Origin of the sequence: Halobaculum rarum (assembly GCF_040025155.1) — an archaeon.
GTDB classification, from domain to species: Archaea; Halobacteriota; Halobacteria; order Halobacteriales; family Haloferacaceae; genus Halobaculum; species Halobaculum rarum.
Window position 1 is genome coordinate 2860815 of sequence record NZ_CP157275.1, and the last position, 21956, is coordinate 2882770.

Below are 21956 nucleotides of genomic sequence, written 5' to 3' on the forward strand. Positions count from 1 at the left end.
AGGGCTTTCCATTCCGACCAGTCCGCGAGTGAGATTCCCATGCCGCGCGGTGATCTGACGCCCCGAGCGGGAACGCTCCGATGATCAGACAACTGCTATACGGCAGCCGGTACAGTGGGCGCCCATGAGCACGGACGCTCCGCCACCACTGGCTCGGTTCCGCGGGTTCGCGCGCGAGCACAGCCTCGGCGTCGCCGGGATCCTCTCTGCGGTCGCGCTCGGACTCGTGTTCGCGGTCGTCGGGGGCGTCGTTCCCTCGACCGTCCTTCCTCGTGCGCCGTCGGCGGTGCTTGCGGCTATCCCGACGATCAACGCGGTGATCTCGCTTGCGGCGATCGCCACGATCACGCTCGGCGTTCGGGCGGCTCGGCGACGCGAGTTCGAGACGCATCGACGGTATATGCGCGCTTCGACCGGTCTATTCGGTACGTTTCTCGTGCTGTACCTCTATCGGCTCACGATCCTGGGAACGACTGACTTCGGCGGACCGACGACTGTCGAGCGGTTCGTCTACCTCCCGGTGCTCGCTGTACACGTTCTCCTCGCGATCGTTTGCGTGCCGCTCGTCGTGTACGTCCTGACGCTCGCGGCGACGCGACCGGTCACCGACCTGTTCGACACCGCGCACAGGCGGGTCGGCCGAATCGCGGCCGCGCTGTGGCTCGTCTCGTTCGGACTCGGCGTCGTCGTGTACGCGCTCCTGTATCTCGTGTACTGAGCGGTGCTGTTACTGGGTCTGCTACCGCCTGAGAGGCTCGAAGGTTGAAATACGATGACGGAACCAACACCGCTGATGCGGTGAGCGTCGCCGCGGACCGACAGCGGGTGTGCGACACGACGGTCCGCGGGCGGAGTGTGTGTCGCCTGTTCGCCAACACGATCGCGACTGTCGTCGCGAGGAAGCATCACACAGCCGTTCGACCGCGCACTGCTCCCTCTCGCTGTATTCTGGGCGGCTCGGCACGGGGACCTCGCCACGGTTCCCACGAGGGTTCGTTCGCGTCGCTCACTCACCCTCGCGTTAGTCGTCCGCGGGGGACGGGCCACCCACCGCCGGCCGACTCACCTCGCGGTCGGCCGCCTCGCCGTCGATGTCGTACGGATACTCCCCGGTGACGCAGCCGAGACACAGGTCCGCCTTCGTCGACGAGAGCGCGCCAGCGACAGCGTCGACCGATAAGTACGACAGCGAGTCGGCGCTGATATCCTCGCGGACCTCCTCGACCGATCGGTCCGCGGCGATGAGCTCCTCGCGGGTCGCCATGTCGATCCCCATGTAACACGGCGCGATGATCGCGGGCGCGCCGATCCGAACGTGGACCTCCTCGGCGCCGGCGTCTCGAAGAAGCTGCACGAGCTGCGTCGAGGTGGTGCCGCGCACGATGGAGTCGTCGATCAGTGTGACGGACTTCCCCTCGACGGTCGAGCGGATCGGGTTCAGCTTGAGTCGCACCGCCCGCTCGCGCTCGTCCTGCGTCGGCATAATGAACGTCCGGCCCACGTATCGGTTCTTCATCAGGCCCTCCGCGAACTCCACCTCGGCGCCGTCCTCGGCGGCGGCGTCGGCGTAGCCGGAGGCGAACGCGCGCCCGGAGTCGGGCACGGGCATCACTACATCCGAGTCCACGCCGGCCTCCCCCCACAGCGCGCGTCCGAGGTCGCGTCGGGCCTCGTACACGAGCGTGTCGTCGATGACGGAGTCCGGGCGTGCGAAGTACACGTGCTCGAAGAAGCAGTGCGCGGAGTTGTCGGCCTCGAACAGCTGATACGAGTCGAAGCCGCTCCCGTCGCGCTCGAGAACGACGAGTTCGCCCGGGCGCACGTCGCGAACCAGATCGCCGTCGAGCGTGTCGATCGCCGCCGACTCGCTGGCGATGACGTAGCCGTCCTCTAGTTCGCCGATGCACAGCGGTCGGTTCCCCTGCGGGTCGCGCACGCCGATGACGGTGTCGTCGTGCATCACCGTGAGCGAGTACGAGCCGTGGATCCGACTCATCGTCCGCTTGACGGCGCGGATCAAGTCCGACTCCAGGAGGTTACGCGCGAGGTCGTGCGCGATGACCTCCGTGTCCCCCTCGGAGGTGAACGCGTGGCCCGAGGACGCGAGCTCGTCGCGGATATCGTCGGCGTTGACGAGGTTCCCGTTGTGCGCGAGCGCGAGCGCGCCGGACTTGAACGACACCGAGAACGGCTGGGCACATCGGGCGTTGACGCCCCCGGCTGTCGGGTAGCGAACGTGGCCGATCCCCGCGGACCCGGAGAGGTCGTCCAGGTCTGACTGCGTGAAGGCGTCGCCGACGAGGCCCATCTCGATGTGGCTGTGCTGCTGGAACCCGTCGTGAGTGGCGATCCCGGCGGAGTCCTGCCCGCGGTGCTGGAGCGCGTACAGCGAGTAGTACAGCGGCCGCGCGGCGGCGCGGTCGTCGAGTGTGATGCCGACGACGCCGCACTTCTCGGTCGGGCCGTCCACGGGGGCCGGCTCACGCGAGCCGTCGCCGAGCGGTTCGGTCAACGATGTGACCGGCGCCGCTGCCCGGTCCCCGGAGTCGCCGTGTGACATGGTCGCTACTGGAAGCCGATTCCACAAAAACCCTCGTTATCGTGCGTAGGTCGCCACGAGAACTCACGGAGGTATTCACGAACGTGAATACAATGGCGGAGCCTCGTTCTCACCGCTGCGTCCGCTGGTTCGGATACTGGTGAAACGGGATCCGTCGACGATCGTGCCTCATGGGCTGTCGGATCTCAAGCACCGCCTGTACACGGACCGTCGTCAGCTCGCGCACTGAGGACGTGGACCCGTTCGACCGATAGCGGTGGCGCCGCTGAATGACGGTGGTAGCGAGTGAAGGAGAGAGAAGACGCGAGTTAGTTGTCGCCGGCCTTCGACTGCCACTCGTAGTCGCGCCGCTTGGCGGACTTGCCGAAGCCGCACGAGGAGCACTTCTTCTTCTTCACGTGGTAGGACTTCTCGCCGCAGCGTCGACACTTGACGTGCGTCGTCTTGTTCTTCTTCCCCTGAGACGGCGTTCCGGCTCCGGTCATACGTTGATGGAAACGACGTTGTCGCCACGGATAATCGTTGTGTCTTCGACTTCGTCGTCGGTCGACCCCTCCAGTTCGGTGGGGTCGAGCACGACGTTCATGTGCTGGTCGTAGCCAGCGAGTACGCCGAAGTGAGCGGTACCGTCTTTGAGGTGGACCGTTACCGGAGTGTCCAGAGTCTCCTCGAGTACGTCGAGCGGGCGGCCAGTCATGTTCGGTTCGTCGGCAGATTCGGGTTTAAGCGTACCGGACGCCGTCGCTCCCCTTGGCGATCGGTCCGCGGTGTGACTGCGCCCTCCGAGCGCGCGAACCGCGACTCCGTCGACGACGTGACACCCGAACCCGAGCAGTTTTAACAGATGACCGATACAGTACATATACCATCGCCCGCGGGTAAGTACGGGGTTCGGCCCCGTATTGTGGGATTGCGGACCGACGCGCTGTAAGACGCCGGGGTCCACAGTGACCCGTCCGGGGCTTTCCGTACGAGCATCGGCCGCGCGCGACGCGCGGGATTCACGCTCGCAACGCAGACAACACACAATGGAAGTAGAAATCGCAACAATCGGCGGCTACGAGGAAGTCGGTCGCCAGATGACGGCAGTTCGCGCAGGGAACGACATCGTCGTGTTCGACATGGGCCTCAACCTGAGTCAGGTCCTGATTCACGACAACGTCGAGACGGAGAAGATGCACAGCCTGGACCTCATCGACATGGGCGCCATTCCGGACGACCGGATCATGAGTGACCTGGAGGGCGACGTGAAGGCCATCGTGCCGACTCACGGCCACCTCGACCACATCGGTGCCCTCTCGAAGCTGGCCCACCGATACGACGCGCCCATCGTCTCGGCGCCGTTCACCATCGAACTGGTCAAACAGCAGGTCCAAAGCGAGAACAAGTTCAACGTCGACAACGACCTCGTCAAGATGGAGGCGGGCGAGACGATGTCCATCGGCGATTCGGGCAACGTCGAATTGGAGTTCGTCCACGTCACTCACTCCATCATCGACGCGATCAACCCGGTCCTCCACACGCCCGAGGGCGCGGTCGTCTACGGGCTCGACAAGCGCATGGACCACTCGCCGGTCCTCGAGGATCCGATCGACATGGAGCGATTCCGCGAGATCGGCCGCGAGGGCAACGGTGTCCTCTGTTACATCGAGGACTGCACCAACGCCGGCCGAAAGGGCCGCACGCCCTCCGAGTCGCACGCGCGAAACCACCTCAAGGACACGCTCCACAGCATCGAGGACTACGACGGCGGCATCGTCGCCACCACGTTCTCCTCGCACGTCTCGCGCGTCTCCTCGCTCGTCGAGTTCGCCCAGGACATCGGCCGCGAGCCAGTGCTCTTGGGCCGCTCGATGGAGAAGTACAGCGGGACCGCGGAGCGACTGGACTTCGTCGACTTCCCCGACGACCTCGGAATGTACGGCCACCGGAAGTCCGTCGACCGGACGTTCAAGCGGATCATGCAGGAGGGCAAGGAGAAGTACCTCCCCATCGTCACCGGTCACCAGGGCGAGCCGCGCGCGATGCTCACCCGCATGGGCCGCGGCGAGACCCCGTACGAACTGGACGACGGCGACAAGGTCGTCTTCTCGGCACGGGTCATCCCGGAGCCGACCAACGAGGGACAGCGCTACCAGTCCGAGCGCCTCCTGAAGATGCAGGGCGCGCGCATCTACGACGACATCCACGTGTCGGGCCACCTCCGCGAGGAGGGACACTACCAGATGCTCGATGCGCTCGAACCACAGCACGTCATTCCCGCCCACCAGGACATGAAAGGCTTCGCGCCGTACGTGGACCTCGCGAGCCGGAAGGGGTACAAGCTGGGGCGTGACCTCCACGTCACGCAGAACGGGAACATGATCCAGCTGACGGAGTAACGATGACACAGGACGCGACGGCCGACCGGGTACTCGCGGCGGTCCGCCAGCGCCGCGACCGCGTCAACGCCGCCATCGACGAGGACCTCCCGATGGCCGAGCCGGAACGACTGTACGAAGCCAGCCGGTACATCCTGGAGGCGGGCGGCAAGCGCCTCCGACCGACGGCGGCGCTCCTCGTGGCCGAGGCGATCGCCGGCATCGACGCCGACGCGACGACCGACTACCGGTCGTTCCCGGCGCTCGACGGCGAGCCGTTCGACCTCATGCGCACGGCCGTCAGCGTCGAGGTGATCCAGTCGTTCACCCTGATCCACGACGACATCATGGACGACGACGACCTCCGGCGCGGCGAGCCGGCGGTCCACCGCGCGTACGACGTGGAGACGGCGATCCTCGCCGGCGACACGCTGTACGCGAAGGCGTTCGAGCTGCTCTCGGACACCGGCGCGGAGCCGGCGAACACGGTCGAGGCGGTCAACCGCCTCGCATCGGCGTGTACTCGGATCTGTGAGGGGCAGTCGCTCGACGTGGAGTTCGAGAACCGCGACGACGTGACGCCCGAGGAGTACCTGGAGATGGTCGAGCTGAAGACGGCCGTGCTGTACGGCGCGTCGGCGGCCATCCCGGCGGTGCTCATGGGCGCCGACGACGAGACGGTCGAGGCGCTGTACCAGTACGGCGTCGACTCCGGGCGCGCGTTCCAGATCCAGGACGACGTGCTCGATCTCACCGTCCCCTCGGAGAAGCTGGGCAAACAGCGTGGCTCCGACCTCGTCGAGGGGAAGGAGACGCTCATCACCCTCCACGCGCGCCAGCAGGGCGTCGACGTCGACGGGCTCGTCACCGCCGAGACGCCCGCCGAAGTGAGCGAGGCGGCGGTCGACGACGCCGTCGCGGTGCTCGAGGACGCCGGATCCATCGACTACGCCCGCGAGATGGCCGAGGATCTCACCGAGCGCTCGAAGGAGCGGCTGACGGTGCTCCCCGAGGGCCCGGCTCGCGACCTGCTCGCGGACTTGGCCGACTACCTCATCTCCCGCGAGTACTGACGATTCGCGGTATCCGACCGTGTGCCCTCCCAAACCCTCCCAAAGGGGTCGTCGACGGCCCGCTGTGATCCGGTCGTCCCGTCCGGAACGGAAACGCGGAAGTCGTTCCCGAACGCTCGGTCAGTCGTGAGTCTTCCGTGAGCACGTCCCGAAACGCGGCGCTGTTTCTCGCGCTCGGGATCTGCTGGGGCGGCAGCTTCCCGGCTATCGAGGTCGGGCTGACCGAACTGCGCCCGCTGCTGCTCGGCGCGTACCGCTTCGACCTCGGAGCACTCGTGGCGCTGGCGTACGTGTTCTGGCGCGCGGAGGAACCGATGCCGCGCTCGCGGACCGATCTCGGTGCGATCGTCGTCGCCGGGCTGCTGTTCGTCGTCGCCAACATCGCTTTCCTCGCGTACGGCCAGCAGTACACGACCGGCGGGATCGCCTCGATCGTCTACAGTCTCAACCCGATTTTGACGACGTTCTTCACGGTATGGCTGCTCGACGAGGGAAGCCTCGACGCGCGCGGGTACGTCGGCGTGCTGCTCGGGATCGCGGGAGTCGGGTTAGTCGCCCAGCCGTCGCCGTCGAACCTCGGCGGCGACACGACGATCGGCGTCGCGCTCGTGTTCGTCGCCGCCGTCGCCGTCTCCTTCGGCAGCGTCGCCACCCGGTGGCTGGAGCCCGAGTCGGAGGCGCTGCCGCGAACGGCGTGGGGAATGGCGCTCGGCGCCGTCCTCCTCCACGCACTCAGCGTCGTCGCCGGCGAACCCCAGCCGCTCCCGACGGCGCTGTCGCCGGCTGTCGTGTTCTCGCTGGCGTTCCTCGGCGTGTTCGCCTCCGCGATCGGCTACGCCATCTACTTCGGGCTGCTCGACCTGCTGGGGCCCTTCGAGATCAACCTCGTGAGCTACGTCGTTCCGGTCGTCGCGACCGTCGCCGGTGCGGTCATCCTCTCGGAGCCGGTCACGCCGCTGACCGTGATCGGCTTCGTCGTCGTCGTCGCCGGCTTCGCGTTGGTGAAACGCGAGGCGATCCGTCGCGAACTCGACGGGCGTCACTGGTGACCGCGGCGACAACGCTCGGGGAGTGGACTGCCGTGTTGCGGGTGCGCGAGTCGAGTCGTGTGGAGTCGAGCCTACGAGTCGGCGTCGCCGTCACGTAGCTCGTCGATGTCGGCGAGCAGCTCCTCGGCGTGATCCTCCGGGGAGACGCCCTCATAGACGCGCTCGATCCGGCCGTCGGGGCCGATCAGGTACGTGTTGCGGAACACGCCCTCGACGACGTTGCCGAAGACGTTCTTCTCGCCGTAGGAGTCGTACGCGTCGGCGACCGAGCCGTCCTCGTCGGACAACAGCGGGAACGGGAGGTCGTGCTTCCGGGCGAACGCCTCGAGGTCCTCGACGGGGTCGTCGCTCAGGCCGAGGATCGCCGCCTCGCGCTCCTCGAACTCGTCGTAGGCGTCGCGGAACCCGCACGCCTCGGTCGTGCATCCGGGGGTGTCGGCCCGGGGGTAGAAGTACAGGACGACGCGTCGTCCCTCGAACTCCGCGAGCGAGACCTCGCGACCGACGTGGTCGGGAAGCGAGAAGGCGGGCGCCTCGGTTCCGGTGTCGAGCATAGGCGTCGATCGGACGGCGGGATGAAAAGCGGTGTCGGTGTCGCAGTCGCCGGCGACATGAAACACGGCGTCGGCGACGGGCGGGTCGCCGCCGTGATCACTCGATCGGCTCGGCGGCGTCCCGCTCGACGAGGGGATCCGCGTTCGCCGTCGGCAGCGAAACCACGTCATCGTTCGCGAGTTCGTACTCGCGCTCGTCGACGCCCAGGATCTGCCCCACGTCGCGGGTGATCCGCACCGTTTGGCGGTCGGTGTCGCCGCCAGACGCCTCCGTCTCTTCGCCGGCGGCGGACTCCGTGTCCGTGCCGCCGGCCCGGTCCGGTTCGGATCCGGGAACGAACTCCTCGGGGGGACCGTCGGGGTCGCTGGGGGAACCGTGGGATTCGGACTCACTGGCGGCCGGCGGGCCGGCATCGGCGGTCGATGCCGGCTGCGCGTCCGTCGTCGACCCGGTCGCCGTGTCGGTTGCCGTCGATCCGTCTCCGCCCATCGCGTCCGCGAGGACGCCGTGCCCGCCGTCCGCATCGGCCGTGTCGGCTGTAGCGTCCGTTCCACCCGCGGATCCGTCGCTCGTGGTTCCCGGGCCGGCCGGCGGTTCGGAGTCCGATCCCTGTTCGGGCGGAGCGGTGTCAGGTGCATCCGCCGCGGACGCCTCGCCGCCGGTCGCAGGGGGCGCTGCCGGCTCGGCCTCGGGGGCGGTCGACGCCGCGACTTCGGAGGCGCTCGACGCCGTGGCTTCGGGTGCGGTCGCGCGTTCGTCCGCGTCGGCTGCGTCGCCGGCGAGGTCCACGTCGGCGCCGTTCTCCAGCACGTCGAGGACGCGGCTTTTGTTCTGCTCGATGCGGACGACCAGGTCCTCGAACAGTTCCGCCTCCTGCACGGTCATGCCCTCGGTGTCGGTGGGCGCGCCCGCGGCGGCGAACGACGAGAGCTTGACGACCTTGCCGACGCGGCGCTCGTACAGCGACTCGACGACCTCCTCGGCGGTCTCGATCTCGTTGGAGAGCTTTCGGACTCGGTCGTCGGAGAAGGGCTGGTCGACGCTCGCGGCGCGCTCGTCACGCTGACGCTTGCGCTCGCCGAGGTACGCGGCGACGTCCTCGTAGAAGGAGTCGCGCAGGTGCTGGAGGCTGTCCTTCGAGCGCTCCTTCGATTGTACCGAGCGTAGTTCGTCTAAGTCCATTGTGTGGTATCCGCCGGTGTGCTACTCCCGCGCCTTCTCCGCGCGTCCGCGCGCCATGAGGAACACGCCGACGTACTCGGGGACCGATACGATTCCCTCCGACACCTTATCTCTGTCGTCGCCCACGTCGACCGGCCCCGGATCGTGCACGTCGACGAGGATGTCGCGGCCGCGGAAGCGCCCGGGGACGGCGTCCGTCAGCGGGTCGAAGCCGTCGAGCGCGTCCCGTTCCAGCGGGCACACGAGCAGGCCGCTCCCGCCGTGGATGGATCCGGGGAGGCGGATGAGCCGGCGGATGTCGGTCGTCACCGGCTCGTCGATGGGTGCGGTCTGCTCGGCGGTGACGCGTTCCGCGATCGCCCGCACCAGCGTCGACGCGCCGGGGCCCAACTCGACGTTGCCCGATTTCACGCCCTCGGGGTTGCGTTCGAGGACGCCGTAGATGGTTCGAGCGGTCTTCTCGCCGACGCCGTCGAGTTCCTGCAGCTCCGCGAGCGCGTCTTCCTCGTCCATCGCGCGCAACCGCTCCGCGTAGGCGACGAGCTCCTCGTGGACGCGCCGTCCCCACCCGCCCTCGCGACGGAGCTGCTTCTGGAGGGTCGTCCCGCGCTCGTTCGGCCGCCGCTCGATGAGGCCGTCGTAGTTGAGATCGACCGCGCGGACGTAGTCGACGACCTCCCGGCGGGCCGTGGAGTCGAGCTCCGCGATCGACTCGTCGCGGACGTGGACGTGGTAGCCGCGACCGCCCGAGAAGACGACCTGCATGTCCGCGTCAGCGAAGCCGAAGTCGTCCGCAAGGACGTCGAGCAGCGCGAGCAGTTCCTCCTTGCAGGCGGCGAGCATGTCGCCGTAGCTCGTTTCCTCGGGATCGACGCCGGGCAGGTGGTCGGCGTCGAGGTCGAACACGAGATCGGCCGAGCGCCAGCCCTTCTCGCTCATCCGCTTGTTCGCGGGGTCGTCGTAGCGGGCGGCCGAGAAGTACGCGTGTCGCGGCGTCTCGCGCGCGAGGAACTCGCTCACCTCGCCGATGTCGAGCAGCGATTGGTGGCGGACCATCGTGGTGCCGTCGCCCGCGGTGAAGGGGATGTGTCCCCACTCGCGCTCGTTGGCCTCGGGCGGCGGGGAGACGGACGCGCTCCGGTAGTAGTCGCCGAAGCGGCCCTTCAGGTACTCGCGGGTGCGGCGGTTCATCTGACGACGCTTGGGTAGTGGCGACGCCGGTATGAGTGTTGCCGTCTGGTCCGCCCGGTGGGCCCGGACGCGGCGCCGGGCGCCACGACGAGTCCCGGAACACCTAACCCCGAAACCCGCGACCGCTCTGGCATGATAGACGAGACGGTCGCCGAGATCCGGGAGATGCAGACGCACTCCTCGTCGGTCGTCGCGGTGAAGGCCGCCCGTGCGCTGGGCGACCTGCTCGACCGCGAGTACGCCACGCTCGACGAGTTCGAGCGCGACCTCGACCACAACACCGGCGCGCTCCGACGGGCGAACCCGTCCCACGCCAGCCTCCACCGCGCGATGCGCGCGATCGCCGACACGGTGCTCGGCAACGCCGAGACGGTCGAGGAGGGAAAACAACTGTTGGACGTGACGATCGAACAGGAGGTCGAACGGGTCGAGACCGGGAAGCGTGAAGCCGCGGCTACCGCCGCGCGAACGTTCGAGGACGGGGAAACGTTCCTCACGCACGACTACTCGTCGACGGTGCTCGAGGCCGTGGAGGCGGCGGCCGTCGGCGGCGCACACATGACCGCGTACGTCACCGAGGCACGCCCGCGCTATCTCGGACGCAAGACCGCGCGCACGCTCGCCGAGATGGACCGCATCGACTCCCATCTCGCGGTCGACGCCGCCGCCGGCTACCTCCTCCGGGAGGTGGACCCGGACCGTGTCGTCGTCGGCATGGACTGCATCGTCGGTGACACCCTCTACAACCGGATCGGAACGTTCCCGATCGCGGCCGCCGCCGCCGAGGTCGGCGTTCCCGTCGTCGTCGTCGGCTCGGGCACGAAGATCATCGACGACGAGTTCCGCTTCGAGAACGAGTCGCGGCCCCCGAGCGAGGTGATGCTCGAACCCGTCGACGGCATCACGCTGGAGAACCCCGCCTACGACGCGACGCCGATCTCGCTCGTCGACGAAGTGATCACCGACGAGGGCGTCCGCGAGTTCTGAGCCGCCGCGGCGGGTCGTTCCTCGCCCGTACCGGATCAGTCGTCGCCCGCGACGCCGTCCCTGTCTGTCGGCGTCCGCGACGACTCGGGCTCCCCATCGTCGCCGAGACGCCGAACGCGGACGCTCGACACTTTGTACTCGGGGATCCCGCTCGTGGGGTCGACGTGATCGCCGGTGAGTCGGTTCACGGCGCCGTCGGCGAAGTGCATCGGCACGAACACGACGCCGTCGCCGGGGCGGTCGCTGATCTCGGCGCGCACCTCGATCGCGCCTCGGGGGGACTCGACGCGGACGCGCTCGCCGTCGGCGATCCCGAGCCGCTCGGCGGTCGCGGAGTTCACCTCGACGAACGCCTCGCCCACGTGATCGAGAAGACCCTCGACCCTCCGCGTCAGCGTCCCGGTGTGCCAGTGGTACAGCACGCGGCCGGTCGTCATCGTGAGCGGGAACGCCTCGCTCGGGAGGTCGCCCGGCTCGCCAGTATCGGCGGGGACGAACCGCGCCTTCCCGTCGGGGAAGTTGAACTCCTCCGCGTACAGGTACGGCGTCCCCGGGTCCGACTCGTCCTCGCAGGGCCACTGGAGCCCGCTCTCCTCGCGGAGGCGGCCGTGACTGATACCGCCGTAGATCGGCGCGACCTCGCTGATCTCGTCCATCACCGCGGCCGGGCCGTCGTACGACCACGTGTCGCCCGCGTGGTCGGTCCGGTTCGCCAGTTCTTGGATGATCGCCCAGTCCTGTCGCGCGTCCCCGGGAGGATCGGTCGCCTTGCCGACCAACTGCACGCGCCGCTCGGTGTTCGTGAAGGTGCCCTCCTTCTCGGAGAACGTCGCCGCCGGGAGCACCACGTCGGCGTACGCGGCCGTCTCGGTCGGGAAGACGTCCTGCACGACGAGGAACTCCAGCGCCTCGAGCGCCTCCTCGGCGTGGGCCAGATCCGGCTCCGACAGCGCGGGGTTCTCGCCCATCACGTACAGCCCCTCCACGTTGCCCGTGAGCGCCTCGTCGAACACCTCCGGCACCGTCAGTCCCTCCTCGGCGGGCGGGCGCACCCCCCACGCGCCCTCGAACTCGTCGAGCACGTCGGGGTCGCCGGGGTCGCGGTAGCCGGGCAGGAGGTTCGGGAGCGTCCCCATGTCGCCGCCGCCGCCCTGGACGTTGTTGTGACCGCGGAACGGCGAGACGCCGGCGCCGGGCTTGCCGAGGTTCCCGGTGACGAGCGCGAGATCCGCCAGCGCGAGGACGTTCTGCGTGCCGTGGCTATGCTGGGTCATCCCCATCGCCCACCCGAAGACGACCGAGTCGGCGGCGGCGATGGTCTCGGCCGCCCGTTTCAGATCCTCGGGCGCGACACCCGCGAGGCGCTCGACTTCCTCCGGGGTGAACGGCTCCACCTTTTCGCGGAGGGCGTCGAAGTTCCGCGTTCGCTCCTCGACGAACTCGGCGTCGTGGAGGTCGTTGGCGACGATGTGCCGGATCAGTCCGTTGATCCATGCAACGTCGTACCCCGGCTCGGTTCGCACGTACTGGCTCGCGTGCTCGGCGATCTCGACCTTCCGCGGGTCGAAGACGACGAGGTCCGCGCCGGCGTCGACGTTGCGCTTGATCCGAGTGGCGAGGACGGGGTGGCTCTCGGTCGTGTTCGATCCCGTGATGAGGTAGGCGTCGGCCTCGCCGATGTCCTCGTTGATACGGTTCGACATCGCGCCGTAGCCGAGCGTCTGCTTGAGCGCCGCGACCGTCGAGGAGTGACACAGACGCGCGCAGTTGTCGATGTTCTTCGTCCCAAGGACGCCCCGCGCGAACTTCTGCATCAGGTAGTCCTCCTCGTTGGTGCACTTCGAGGAGGCGAACGCCGCCAGCGCGTCCGGTCCGGCGCGCTCGCGGATCGACTCGAACCCCTCGGCGACCCGGTCGAGCGCCTCGTCCCACGATGCGGGGCGCAGCTCCCCGTCGTCGCCCCGAACCAGCGGCGTCGTCAGCCGCTCGTCGGAGTTCGCGAACTCGTAGCCGAACTTCCCCTTCACGCACGTCGAAAAGTCGTTCACTGGCGCGTCCGCGGGGTCGTCGGTCGGGACCGCCCCGAGCACCTCCTCGTCCTTCGAAACCAGTTGGAAGCGACAGCCGACCGCACAGAAGCCGCAGGTCGTCTCGGTGAACTCCACGTCCTTCAGCCGGTGGTCGGCGATCCGGCTCGCGGCGTCGAACAGCCAGCCCTCCTTCATCGTCCGCGCCGCGAGGGATTCGGCGGCGTGTTCGCCCCCCAGCAGCGCCGACCGGCCGGCGTCGCCCGCCTTCGTCTTCGCCCACCGGAACGCCGAGGCGAGGCCGCCCGACTCGGCGCGTTTGCGGGTCGGCGAGGGATCGCGGCCGTCGCCGCGGTCGCCGGCCGCGGTCGCGCCCGTGGCGCCCCCGGTGCCCTCCCCGCCGGCGTCGACGACCCCGCGCCGCCCGCCGGTCTCGCTCGTTGCGCGGGCAGCCTTCTCCCTGTCCGCCGTCAGCGACTTCCCGACGCTGTTGGCGTGCGTGAACCCCGGGATCGGCAGCGTCGCGAGCCCGGCGAGCCCCTGCTCGGTCAGCGACCCGGTCGGGCACACCGTCGCGCAGTGGCCGCAGGAGACGCACGCCGAGTCCGCCATCGTCTCGGCGTCGGACTGGAAGCCGATCTCGGTGTCCTCGCCGCTCCCCTCGATCCGGAGGACACCGGACACCTGTACGTCGTTGCAGGCGTCGACGCAGCGCGCGCAGGTGATACACTTGTTGCGGTCGATCTGGATGAACGGCGAGGTGTCGTCCAGCGGCTCGTACTCTGCCCGCTCGTCGAAGACGCCGAACCGTGGCTCCTCGACGCCCGTCTCGATCGCGGCGTCCTGCAGTTCGCAGCGCCCGTTCTGGTTGCAGGTGGTGCACCGGAGGTTGTGATCCGACAGCACCAGATCGAGGTTGACCTCGCGGCTCTCGCGGGCGTCGGGGTCGTCAGTCCGGATCTTCACGCTGTCCTCGGCGGGGTGAGAGCACGCTGCCACCAGTTCCCCGTCTGCTTCAACGGTGCAGGTCCGGCACGTCGAGCGCGGCCCGATCTCGTCCGAGCAGGCGCCGCCGTCGCGGTCGTACGCACAGAGCGCGGGGACGGTGCCTTCGTGGTCGACACGCTCCATCGCGTCCAGCACCGTCGCGCCCGCGGGCACCGACACCTCCGTCCCGTCGACGGTGACCGTTACCGCCGCGTCGCCTCCGTCGCCGCTACCGGTCTTGTTGCCCTTCCCGCAGTCGCACGAGCCACAGCCACACCCGTCGCCGTCGCTCGTCCCCACGGGCGGATCCGACGCCGTCCCGGGCGCGAACGTCTCGGTCAGCGGCGTCGACGTGCGCGGGTCCGACACCCGCGTCGCGTCCGGGACCCGCGGAAGCGGGTCGCGTCCGTCGCCCCCGCTGACCTCGTCACCTCCGTCGGCGCTCACAGGTCACACACCCCGGCAGGACAGCGGCCGTCGGCGTGCGCACGGAGGTCGGCAGCGAACTCGTCGAGCGCGGTCGCGAGCGGGCGGGCGGCGTCGGCGCCGAACCCGCACAGCGACGTTCGACCCATCGTCCGCGCCAACTCCCGCAGTCGCGACTCGGCGAACGCGCCCGCGTACACCTCGCGGAGCAGCTCGTGGGCGCGGACGCTGCCCGTGCGACACGGAACACATCGACCGCAGTTCTCCTCGCGAGCGACGCGCATCCGCCGTCCGGCGACGACGACCGGACACCCGCCCTCGGACCCCTCGACGAACGGCTCGATCGAGCCGTTCGTTCCCAGCCCAACCCCGCGCAGCGCCGGCGCCGACGCAGGTGTGTCGAGATCGCGGGTCAGCCCGCCGAACTGACCGCCGACGCAGGCGAACGCCTCGGAGGATCCGGTCTCCCCGGTCCCTTCGGCCCCTTCGTCCCCATCGATCGGTTCTCCGCCGAACTCGTCCTCGACGAGCGCCCGCGAGAGGCTCGCGTCCGTCGGAAGTTCGACCGTGCGCCGCTCAGGCCCGACGACCGTCACGAGTCTGGTTCCGGGGTCGGCGGCGTCGGCGTCGAGGCGCTCCGGGTCGGCGACGGCCCGCTCGACGGCCGCGAGCGTTCTGGGCGTGTGCACGAGCGTCGGCCGCTCGAACAGCCCCCACGTCTCCGGTCCGGGCGGTCGTCGTCGGGCCTCGATCCGGTCGTTCCCCTCCACCGACTCCAGCACGGCGGTATGTTCGGCAGTCATGTAGTCGCCGTCGGCGCCGACGACCTCCACCGTCAGATCCGTCTCCGCGGCGACGCGGTCGCCGACGGTCCGTACCCGCTCGGCGACGACCGGATCGTCCTCGGGGAGGACGGCGACGATGTCCTCGGCGTCGACCGCGCTGGCGGCGACGACCGCGCCGGCGACGGCTCTGCCGGGCAGGCTCCCAAGCAGCAGGCGGTCGCCGTCGGCCTTCGGATCCGCGTCGAGGCCGTTGATCACGACCACCGGGTCGCCGTCGGCGTCGCGGGCGTCGCGCCATCCCTCGGCCAGCGGTTCGTCCTGGCGGGCGTCGCCCCAGCCGCGACCACGGAGTCCGATCTCCGACACGGTGTCGAGCGCGCCGGCGCCGAGGGTCGCCGGCGACTCGAACGTGGTCGGGTCGGTCCACCCCGCGCCGCGGAGCGTCCGTCGTGTCCCCGCCGAGAGCGGCCCGTCGCCGACCGGGAAATCGTCGGGTGCGGGGTCGTGGTCGACGACGGCGGTCGCGCCGTCGACCGGGAGTCCGCCGTCGGCGAGTATGCTCACCAGCCCCGCGGCGTCGTTCGGATCGACCGACCGGTGGACGGCGGTTCGGCCCTCCCGAGTCACGGCGACCAGCGGCAGGTGGACCGTTCCGGGCGACCCGACGGCGAGCGTTTCGATCGGCGGGCCCTCCGGGTCGGCCGCGGCGTCGGCGGCCCGTCGGGCCGCCTCCAGCACCGCGCGCCCGTCGGGACCGTCGAACGCGACCCGGACGGTCGTCCCGGCCGCGTCGGCTGTCGTCATGGCTCACGGTTTCGCGGATTCGGGCAAAAACGTTCGCACGGTCGGCGAGGGTTGACGTGTCGCCCTGCTCGTCCTGTGTCAGTCGAGGTCGATGCGGACGCCCTCCGCGTCCGAGCGCTCGACGGCGTCGAGCACGCGCTGGACCTCGTAGCCGTCCGCGAAGCTCGGGGTGAACTCGTCGTCTCGCGCCACGCTCTTCAGGAACTCGTAGTTCTCGTGGACGAAGGTGTGCTCCCAGCCGATGACGTGGCCCGGCGGCCACCAGTGCTCGATGTACGGGTCGTCCTCGTCGGTGACGAGCACGGTCTCGTAGCCACGGGCGTCGCCGGTCATGACCTCCAACTCGTTGAGCCGCTCCAGCGAGAACTGCAGGCTCCCCTCGCTCCCGTGGACGGCGACCGTGTGGTCGTTCTTGTGCCCCTCGGTCACGCGCGAGGCCTCGAAGGTGGCCATCGCGCCGGAGTCGTACTCGACCTGCGCGGAGTAGGCGTCGTCGACGGTGACGGGCCGCGTCTCGCCGTCCCCGCCCTCCACCGGGCGGTCCTCGGTGAACGTCTGCAGGTGTCCGGAGACGCTCGCGGCCTCGCCGACGCGGTCGCCGACGAGGAAGCGCGCGAGGTCGATCGTGTGCGCGCCCAGGTCGCCGAGCGCGCCCGAGCCGGCCATCTCCTCGTCGTTGCGCCAGCTCCACGGCGCCTCAGGGTCCGAGAGCCAGTCCTGGAGGTACCGCCCGCGGACCTGGCGGATGTCGCCGAGTTCGCCCGCGTCGATCAGGCGCTTCGCGTAGCGGATCGCGGGGACGAAGCGGTAGTTGAACGCGCAGGCGGTGGGCACGTCGGCCTCCGCGGCAGCGTCGCGCATCTCCTCGGCCCCCGCGAGCGTCGGCGCCAGCGGCTTCTCACAGAGGACGGGCGTGCCGGCCTCCAGCGCCGCGACCGACGGCTCGACGTGGAGGTGGTTCGGCCCGAGGTTGTAGAAGGCGTCCACCTCGTCGACCACGTCGCGCCAGTCCGTGGCGGTGTGCTCGAAGCCGAGCGTCTCCGCGGCGTCGGCCAACGCCTCCTCGTCGCGCCCGATCACGGTGTGGCGGTTCGTCTCGGGCGCGTCCTCGAAGAACATGGGCAGCCGGTCGAGCGCGTTCGCGTGCGCCTTCCCCATGAAGCGATACCCCAGAACGCCGATGTCGATGGGTTCGTCGGTCATTCTGTCTTCACCTTATTCCGCCCAGTACGCGTCGCCGGGCGTCGTCTCGAAGCGCGCGCGCTTCAGCAGGTCGACGGCCTTCTCCATGCCCTCCCGGGAGGAAGTGAGCGCGTCCTCGTGCTCGATGGAGAGCGCGCCGTCGTAGCCGACCATCCGGAGCGTGCTGACCACGTCCTTCCAGTGCCCCTCGCCGTGGCCGTAGCCGACCGACCGGAACAGCCACGAGCGGTTCTCGCTGTCGTCGTAGTCGGTCGTGTCGAGCACGCCCTTCTCGCGCGACTGCGACTCGTACACCTTCGTGTCCTTCGCGTGGACGTGGTGGATCGCGTCGTGCTCGCCGAGCACGCGGATCGCCTCGGTCACGTCGATCCCCTGCCAGTAGAGGTGTGAGGGGTCGAAGTTGGCGCCGACGCGTTCGTTCGTCGCCTCGCGCAGCCGGAGCATGCCGTGGGGCTCGTACACGAGCATGTTCGGGTGCAGCTCGATGGCGAGGTCGACGCCGTGGTGGTCGGCGTGCGCGGCGAGATCCGACCAGTAGTCCTCGGCGACCTCCCACTGGTACGCCTCGGCCTCGGCGTGCTCGGTGGGCCACGGCGCCGTGATCCAGTTGGGGACCTCGTCGTTCGGGCCGCCCGCCGGCAGCCCCGAGAAGCAGGTGACGGTGTCGACGCCGAACTCGTCGGCGAGCTCGACCGCCTGTCGAAGCTCGTGATCCGCCGCCGCGGCGGTCTCGTCGTCGGGGTGCAGCGGGTTGTTATGGGTCGCGAACGCGCTCACGCGCAGGCCGTGCTCGTCCAGTTCCGCCCGTAGCGCCTCGCGCGCGTCCTCGTCCGCCAGCAGCGCCTCGCGGTCGGTGTGGTCCTGTCCGGGATAGCCGCCGACGCCGAGCTCGACGGCCTCGACGCCGATACCGGAGAGATACTCGAACGCGTCCGGGCGCGATTCACCGCCAAGTGGTACGGTCAGTACGCCGATATCCATACTCGCGGTTTGTACAACGATCCGAATAAATCTATATGTCGGATGGGGGGATCGGAATCCTCCGCGGGACCGACGGCGGACCGCTGTCCGGACGGTTCGGCTCGGTGGCGCCCGGATCAGGCCGCGGCGTCGCGCTCGGCGGCGCGCCGGTCCATGGGGTCCTCTAGCTCGCCCATGACCTCCTCGAAGGCGTCCGTGGCGGTCACCAGCCCGCGGATCTCGCCGTCGGAGACGACGAGCGCGAGCTCCTGTCCCTCCACCTGGAAGCGGTCGATCGCGTCCGAGACGGTCGCGTCCGGCGAGAGTGTCATCGGCGGGGCGGCGACCTCCCGGAGGTCGTGGTCGGGGTCCGTGAGCCGGTCGACCTCGCGGATGAACGCGGGCACGTACACGATGCCGAGGAACTCCTCGCGGTCGTCGCCCAGCAGCGGGAACCGCGTGTGAGGGTACTCGCGCATCCGCGCGAGGTTCTCCTCCCAGTCGTCCCCGGTCGACAGCGACACGATCTCCTCGGGCGGGACCATGATCTCCGAGACGGTTCGCTCGCCGACCCGGAGGGCGTTGACGACCTCCTCGCGACGTTCCTCAGAGAGATCGCCGGCTTCCAGTGTGGAGGAGAGCTCCCGGCGGAGGTCGGCGCGCGACTCGATGACGTCCTCCTCGGTCTCCAGCCACGCGCCGGTCATCTCCACGCCGAACAGCTTCAGTGTCCCCTTCGCGACCCAGTCGCCGAAGGTGATGACCGGCGAGATCAGCATGTGGAAGTAGTACAGCGGCGTCGCGCCGTACCGGGACACCATCCGCGAGCGCTCCACGCCGAGGTACGTCGGCGTCTGCTCGCCGTGCGTGAGGTGGAGGAGGTTGATGATGACGAACCCGAGGATCGCGCCGGCCCCAACCGACGCCAGCGCGGTGTTCGCGAACACCGGCTCGAACAGCGCCGCGAGCGCCGGCTCGGCGACGATCCCGACGGCGATACTCGAGGCGGTGATCCCGACCTGGCATGTCGTCAGGTAGATCTCGAGGTTCTGTGTCATCTCCCACGCGCGTTTGAGCGCGGGCGTGTCGCCGACGAACTCCGTCTCGGTGAACTGTCGCGCCCGCGTCAGCGCGAACTCGATCGCGACGAAAAACCCGTTCGCGAGGATCAGGCCGAGACCCGCGACGAGTCTGATCAGAACCTCCGGCGTGCCCATCGCTGTCGTAACCATCGCTCCCGAGTTGCTCTCGACGGGACAAAAGCCGGACGGCCGATCGAACCCTAGTCGTCGAGTCTGACCGCTCGTCCCGTCTCAGTCGAGCGGTAGATGCCGTCGATGACGCGTTGGACCGTCAGCGCCTGTTCGACGGTGTTGCGGGTGGGCGCCTCGCCGGTTTCGACCGCTTCGAGGAACGCCGCCTGTTCGGCGCGGTGGGGGTCGACCTCGCGGGTGTCCACGTTGGTATCCGTGAGGTGGTGGCCCCCGCCCACCCCGTTCTCGAACAGCGTGAGGTCGCCGCTGTCGCGGTCGAAGTGCGCGCCGCCCTCGGTCCCGCGGACGAAGAAGTCGTTGTTCTTCGGGCGATTCGTCGCCCACGCGGCCTCCAGCGAGACGGTCGCGCCGTCGGCGGTGCGGATGAACGCCGAGACGGAGTCGTCGACGTCGAAGTCCTCGGGACCGGCGTCGTCGCCCCACATGTCGATGTAGGTGTAGTCGTCGCGGCCGCCGAACTCCGAGCGCGCAACGCCGGAAACCTCGACGACCTCCGGGAAGTCGAGGAAGTACAGCGCGAGGTCGATGGCGTGGACGCCGATATCGATGAGACTGCCGCCGCCCGAGACCCCCTTGCTCGTGAACCACGAGCCGCGACCGGGGACGCCCCGCCGCCGCACGTAGTTCGCCTCGACGTGGTTCACGTCGCCGAAGCGCCCCTCGGCCTGGTAGTGCTTCAGCACCTCGACGGGCGCCGAGAAGCGGTTGTTGAACCCGACCATGCAGATCCCGTCGGCCTCGCGGGCGGCCTCGGCGATGCGCTCGGCCGACTCCAGCGTGTGCGCCAGCGGCTTCTCCAGCAGGACGTCCAGCCCCCACTCCAGCGCGGAGACGGCGTACTCCTCGTGGAACCGGTTCGGCGTCGTGATGAGCACGGCGTCGACCATGTCGTACAGTTCGCCGGCGTCCTCGAACGCGTGCGCGTCGTACTCGCGGACGAAGCGCTCGCGCGCGCCGGCGTCGACGTCCATGCCGCCGACCAGGTCCGCCCCGAACGATACCAGACGCTCGGCGTGGTGGTGACCGATGCCGCCGAGTCCGACAATGCCGACCCGGACCCCGGACGGGTCGAAGCCGTCGACGAGCGTCATCGTCGCACCCGAGGAGGACTACTCGATATCGAGTAACGTATCATGTTGGGAAGGAGGGGAAGGGGGTCAGTATAGTTGTCGTTCCTGTTCCTCGCGTTCGGCCTCCGCCTCCGCCTGCTCGGAGCGGTTGCGGCGACCACGGAGGTACTGACGGGCGAGCGGGAGGAATCGGTTCTTCCCGTCGCGTGCCAACGCGTACAGCCCGTACACCCACGGGACGAACAGCAGTGACACCGCCGCGAGGTACAGGGCGTCGACCATCCTACTCGGCCTCCTCGCCGCGCGCGTCGGCCGCCGGTTCCGTCGTCCGCGAGACGCCGTGGACGAGCGCCTCGCCGGTCGTGTCGTCGAACAGGTGGACCTTCGCGCGGTCCAGCGTCACGTCGATGCGGTCGCCCTCCTCGAGCGTGCTGTCGGGAGACACGCTCATCAGGAGCGTGTCGTCGCCGCTCACGTCCCCGCCCATTCCGGAGTCGGAGTCCTCCGCGAGCATGAGGTAGACGAAGATCTCGTCGCCCATCGGCTCCATGACGTCCACCTCGACGTCGATCAGTTCGGTCGGGTCGGTCGCGTCATCGAGGAACTCCTCCGGGTAGACGTCCTCCGGGCGGACGCCGAGCGTCACCGGGGTTCCGGGAGCGATCCCGACGCCCTCGGTCGGGAAGGTGATATCGTAGTGGGCCGACGAGAAGCCGGAGGCGGTCAGCTCCCCGCGGGTGAAGTTCATCGCCGGCGAGCCGATGAAGCCGGCGACGAACTCGTTCGTGGGCTCGTTGTAGCAGGTCAGCGGTGCGGCGAACTGCTGGAGTTCGCCCTCGTTGAGGACGGCGATGCGGTCGGACATCGTCATCGCCTCCGCCTGATCGTGGGTGACGTAGATGATGGTCGTCTCCAGTTCCCTGTGGAGTCGCTGGAGTTCGGTGCGCATGTGGACGCGCAGCTTCGCGTCCAGATTCGCCAGCGGCTCGTCCATCAGGAACACTTCGGGCTCGCGGACGATCGCGCGGGCGATGGCGATGCGCTGGCGCTGCCCGCCAGACATCTCGTCGGGCATCCGGTCGAGCATCCCCTCCATCTGAACGATGCGGGCGGCGTCATCGACGCGACGGTCGATCTCGTCTTTCTCGTAGTTGCGCAGCCGCAACCCGAAGGAGATGTTGTCGTACACGTCCATGTGCGGGAACAGCGCGATGTTCTGGAACACCATCGAGATGCCGCGGTCCTTCGGCGGCAGCGTCGTCACGTCGCGCTCGCCGATGTTGATCGTGCCGTCGCTGGGCATCGTCAGCCCCGCGATCATCTCCATGGTCGTGGACTTCCCACATCCGGAGGGGCCGACGAGCGTGATGAACTCGCCGTCCTCGATGTCGAGGTTCATCCCCTCGACCGCGGTCACGTCCTCGTACCGTTTCGTCACGTCCTTGAGTTGAACTCGTGCCATT

General features: G+C 69.0%; 19 protein-coding genes. 5 read left to right on the forward strand and 14 right to left on the reverse strand.

The window, feature by feature from the left end; translation table 11 throughout:
* The first annotated feature begins 124 nt into the window (after window positions 1–124).
* On the forward strand, window positions 125–718 hold the full coding sequence (locus ABJD39_RS14510; protein ID WP_348610206.1) for a DUF420 domain-containing protein: 594 nt from the start codon (window positions 125–127) through the stop codon (window positions 716–718).
* 303 nt (window positions 719–1021) lie between these two features.
* On the opposite strand, the gene purF is transcribed toward ABJD39_RS14510, so the two are convergent.
* The 3 genes from purF to ABJD39_RS14525 all read right to left on the reverse strand — a co-directional run bounded on the left by purF (window position 1022) and on the right by ABJD39_RS14525 (window position 3257).
* A complete protein-coding gene (gene purF / locus ABJD39_RS14515) occupies window positions 1022–2560 on the reverse strand; it encodes an amidophosphoribosyltransferase (RefSeq protein WP_348610209.1) in 1539 nt (512 codons plus the stop codon).
* A 308-nt stretch (window positions 2561–2868) separates the two neighbouring features.
* Window positions 2869–3045, reverse strand: a complete 177-nt coding sequence (locus tag ABJD39_RS14520) for a 50S ribosomal protein L37e (protein WP_159669710.1) — start codon at window positions 3043–3045, stop codon at window positions 2869–2871.
* A complete protein-coding gene (locus tag ABJD39_RS14525; RefSeq protein ID WP_159669708.1) occupies window positions 3042–3257 on the reverse strand; it encodes an LSM domain-containing protein in 216 nt (71 codons plus the stop codon). Before ABJD39_RS14525 ends, ABJD39_RS14520 begins: the two co-directional genes overlap by 4 nt.
* 331 nt (window positions 3258–3588) lie before the next feature.
* Here ABJD39_RS14525 and ABJD39_RS14530 point away from each other — a divergent pair, with 331 nt between their 5' ends.
* The 3 genes from ABJD39_RS14530 (at window position 3589) to ABJD39_RS14540 (ending at window position 7042) form a co-directional block, all read left to right on the forward strand.
* On the forward strand, window positions 3589–4941 hold the full coding sequence (locus ABJD39_RS14530) for a ribonuclease J (RefSeq protein ID WP_348610214.1): 1353 nt from the start codon (window positions 3589–3591) through the stop codon (window positions 4939–4941).
* A 2-nt stretch (window positions 4942–4943) separates the two neighbouring features.
* Window positions 4944–5993 carry a geranylfarnesyl diphosphate synthase gene (gene idsA3 / locus ABJD39_RS14535; RefSeq protein ID WP_348610217.1) on the forward strand — a complete coding sequence of 350 codons (1050 nt, stop codon included), beginning with the start codon at window positions 4944–4946 and terminating at the stop codon, window positions 5991–5993.
* A 137-nt stretch (window positions 5994–6130) separates the two neighbouring features.
* The gene (locus ABJD39_RS14540; RefSeq protein ID WP_348610220.1) at window positions 6131–7042 is read left to right on the forward strand and encodes a DMT family transporter; all 912 of its coding nucleotides are present in this window, start codon (window positions 6131–6133) and stop codon (window positions 7040–7042) included.
* A 71-nt stretch (window positions 7043–7113) separates the two neighbouring features.
* Here ABJD39_RS14540 and bcp read toward each other — a convergent pair whose 3' ends face one another.
* The 3 genes from bcp to priS all read right to left on the reverse strand — a co-directional run bounded on the left by bcp (window position 7114) and on the right by priS (window position 9970).
* Entirely contained in the window at window positions 7114–7596 is a 483-nt protein-coding gene (bcp, locus tag ABJD39_RS14545) for a thioredoxin-dependent thiol peroxidase (RefSeq protein ID WP_348610223.1), read from the reverse strand.
* Window positions 7597–7693: 97 nt separating this feature from the next.
* A complete protein-coding gene (locus tag ABJD39_RS14550; protein ID WP_348610224.1) occupies window positions 7694–8779 on the reverse strand; it encodes a hypothetical protein in 1086 nt (361 codons plus the stop codon).
* Between the two features lie 21 nt (window positions 8780–8800).
* Window positions 8801–9970, reverse strand: coding sequence for a DNA primase small subunit PriS (gene priS / locus ABJD39_RS14555; RefSeq protein ID WP_348610226.1), 1170 nt, complete (start codon window positions 9968–9970; stop codon window positions 8801–8803).
* A 132-nt stretch (window positions 9971–10102) separates the two neighbouring features.
* On the opposite strand from priS, the gene ABJD39_RS14560 reads away from it, so the two are divergent.
* Window positions 10103–10957, forward strand: coding sequence for a translation initiation factor eIF-2B (locus ABJD39_RS14560; protein WP_348610228.1), 855 nt, complete (start codon window positions 10103–10105; stop codon window positions 10955–10957).
* A 35-nt stretch (window positions 10958–10992) separates the two neighbouring features.
* On the opposite strand, the gene fdhF is transcribed toward ABJD39_RS14560, so the two are convergent.
* The 8 genes from fdhF to ABJD39_RS14600 form a co-directional block, all read right to left on the reverse strand.
* Window positions 10993–14418 (reverse strand): formate dehydrogenase subunit alpha, encoded by a 3426-nt coding sequence (gene fdhF, locus ABJD39_RS14565; protein ID WP_348610231.1) that lies wholly within the window; start codon window positions 14416–14418, stop codon window positions 10993–10995.
* Window positions 14415–15986, reverse strand: coding sequence for an NADH-ubiquinone oxidoreductase-F iron-sulfur binding region domain-containing protein (locus ABJD39_RS14570; protein WP_348610234.1), 1572 nt, complete (start codon window positions 15984–15986; stop codon window positions 14415–14417). The genes fdhF and ABJD39_RS14570 overlap by 4 nt, the downstream gene beginning before the upstream one ends.
* A 78-nt stretch (window positions 15987–16064) precedes the next feature.
* Window positions 16065–17189 carry a Gfo/Idh/MocA family protein gene (locus ABJD39_RS14575; protein WP_348610237.1) on the reverse strand — a complete coding sequence of 375 codons (1125 nt, stop codon included), beginning with the start codon at window positions 17187–17189 and terminating at the stop codon, window positions 16065–16067.
* Between the two features lie 12 nt (window positions 17190–17201).
* Complete coding sequence (locus ABJD39_RS14580; protein WP_348610240.1) at window positions 17202–18170, reverse strand: sugar phosphate isomerase/epimerase family protein; 969 nt, start codon at window positions 18168–18170, stop codon at window positions 17202–17204.
* A gap of 116 nt (window positions 18171–18286) precedes the next feature.
* Complete coding sequence (locus ABJD39_RS14585; protein WP_348613659.1) at window positions 18287–19366, reverse strand: hemolysin family protein; 1080 nt, start codon at window positions 19364–19366, stop codon at window positions 18287–18289.
* Between the two features lie 65 nt (window positions 19367–19431).
* The gene (locus ABJD39_RS14590; RefSeq protein ID WP_348610243.1) at window positions 19432–20514 is read right to left on the reverse strand and encodes a Gfo/Idh/MocA family protein; all 1083 of its coding nucleotides are present in this window, start codon (window positions 20512–20514) and stop codon (window positions 19432–19434) included.
* A gap of 66 nt (window positions 20515–20580) precedes the next feature.
* Complete coding sequence (locus tag ABJD39_RS14595) at window positions 20581–20775, reverse strand: hypothetical protein (RefSeq protein WP_348610246.1); 195 nt, start codon at window positions 20773–20775, stop codon at window positions 20581–20583.
* A gap of 1 nt (window position 20776) precedes the next feature.
* Complete coding sequence (locus ABJD39_RS14600; protein WP_348610249.1) at window positions 20777–21955, reverse strand: ABC transporter ATP-binding protein; 1179 nt, start codon at window positions 21953–21955, stop codon at window positions 20777–20779.
* Between the last annotated feature and the right edge of the window lies 1 nt (window position 21956).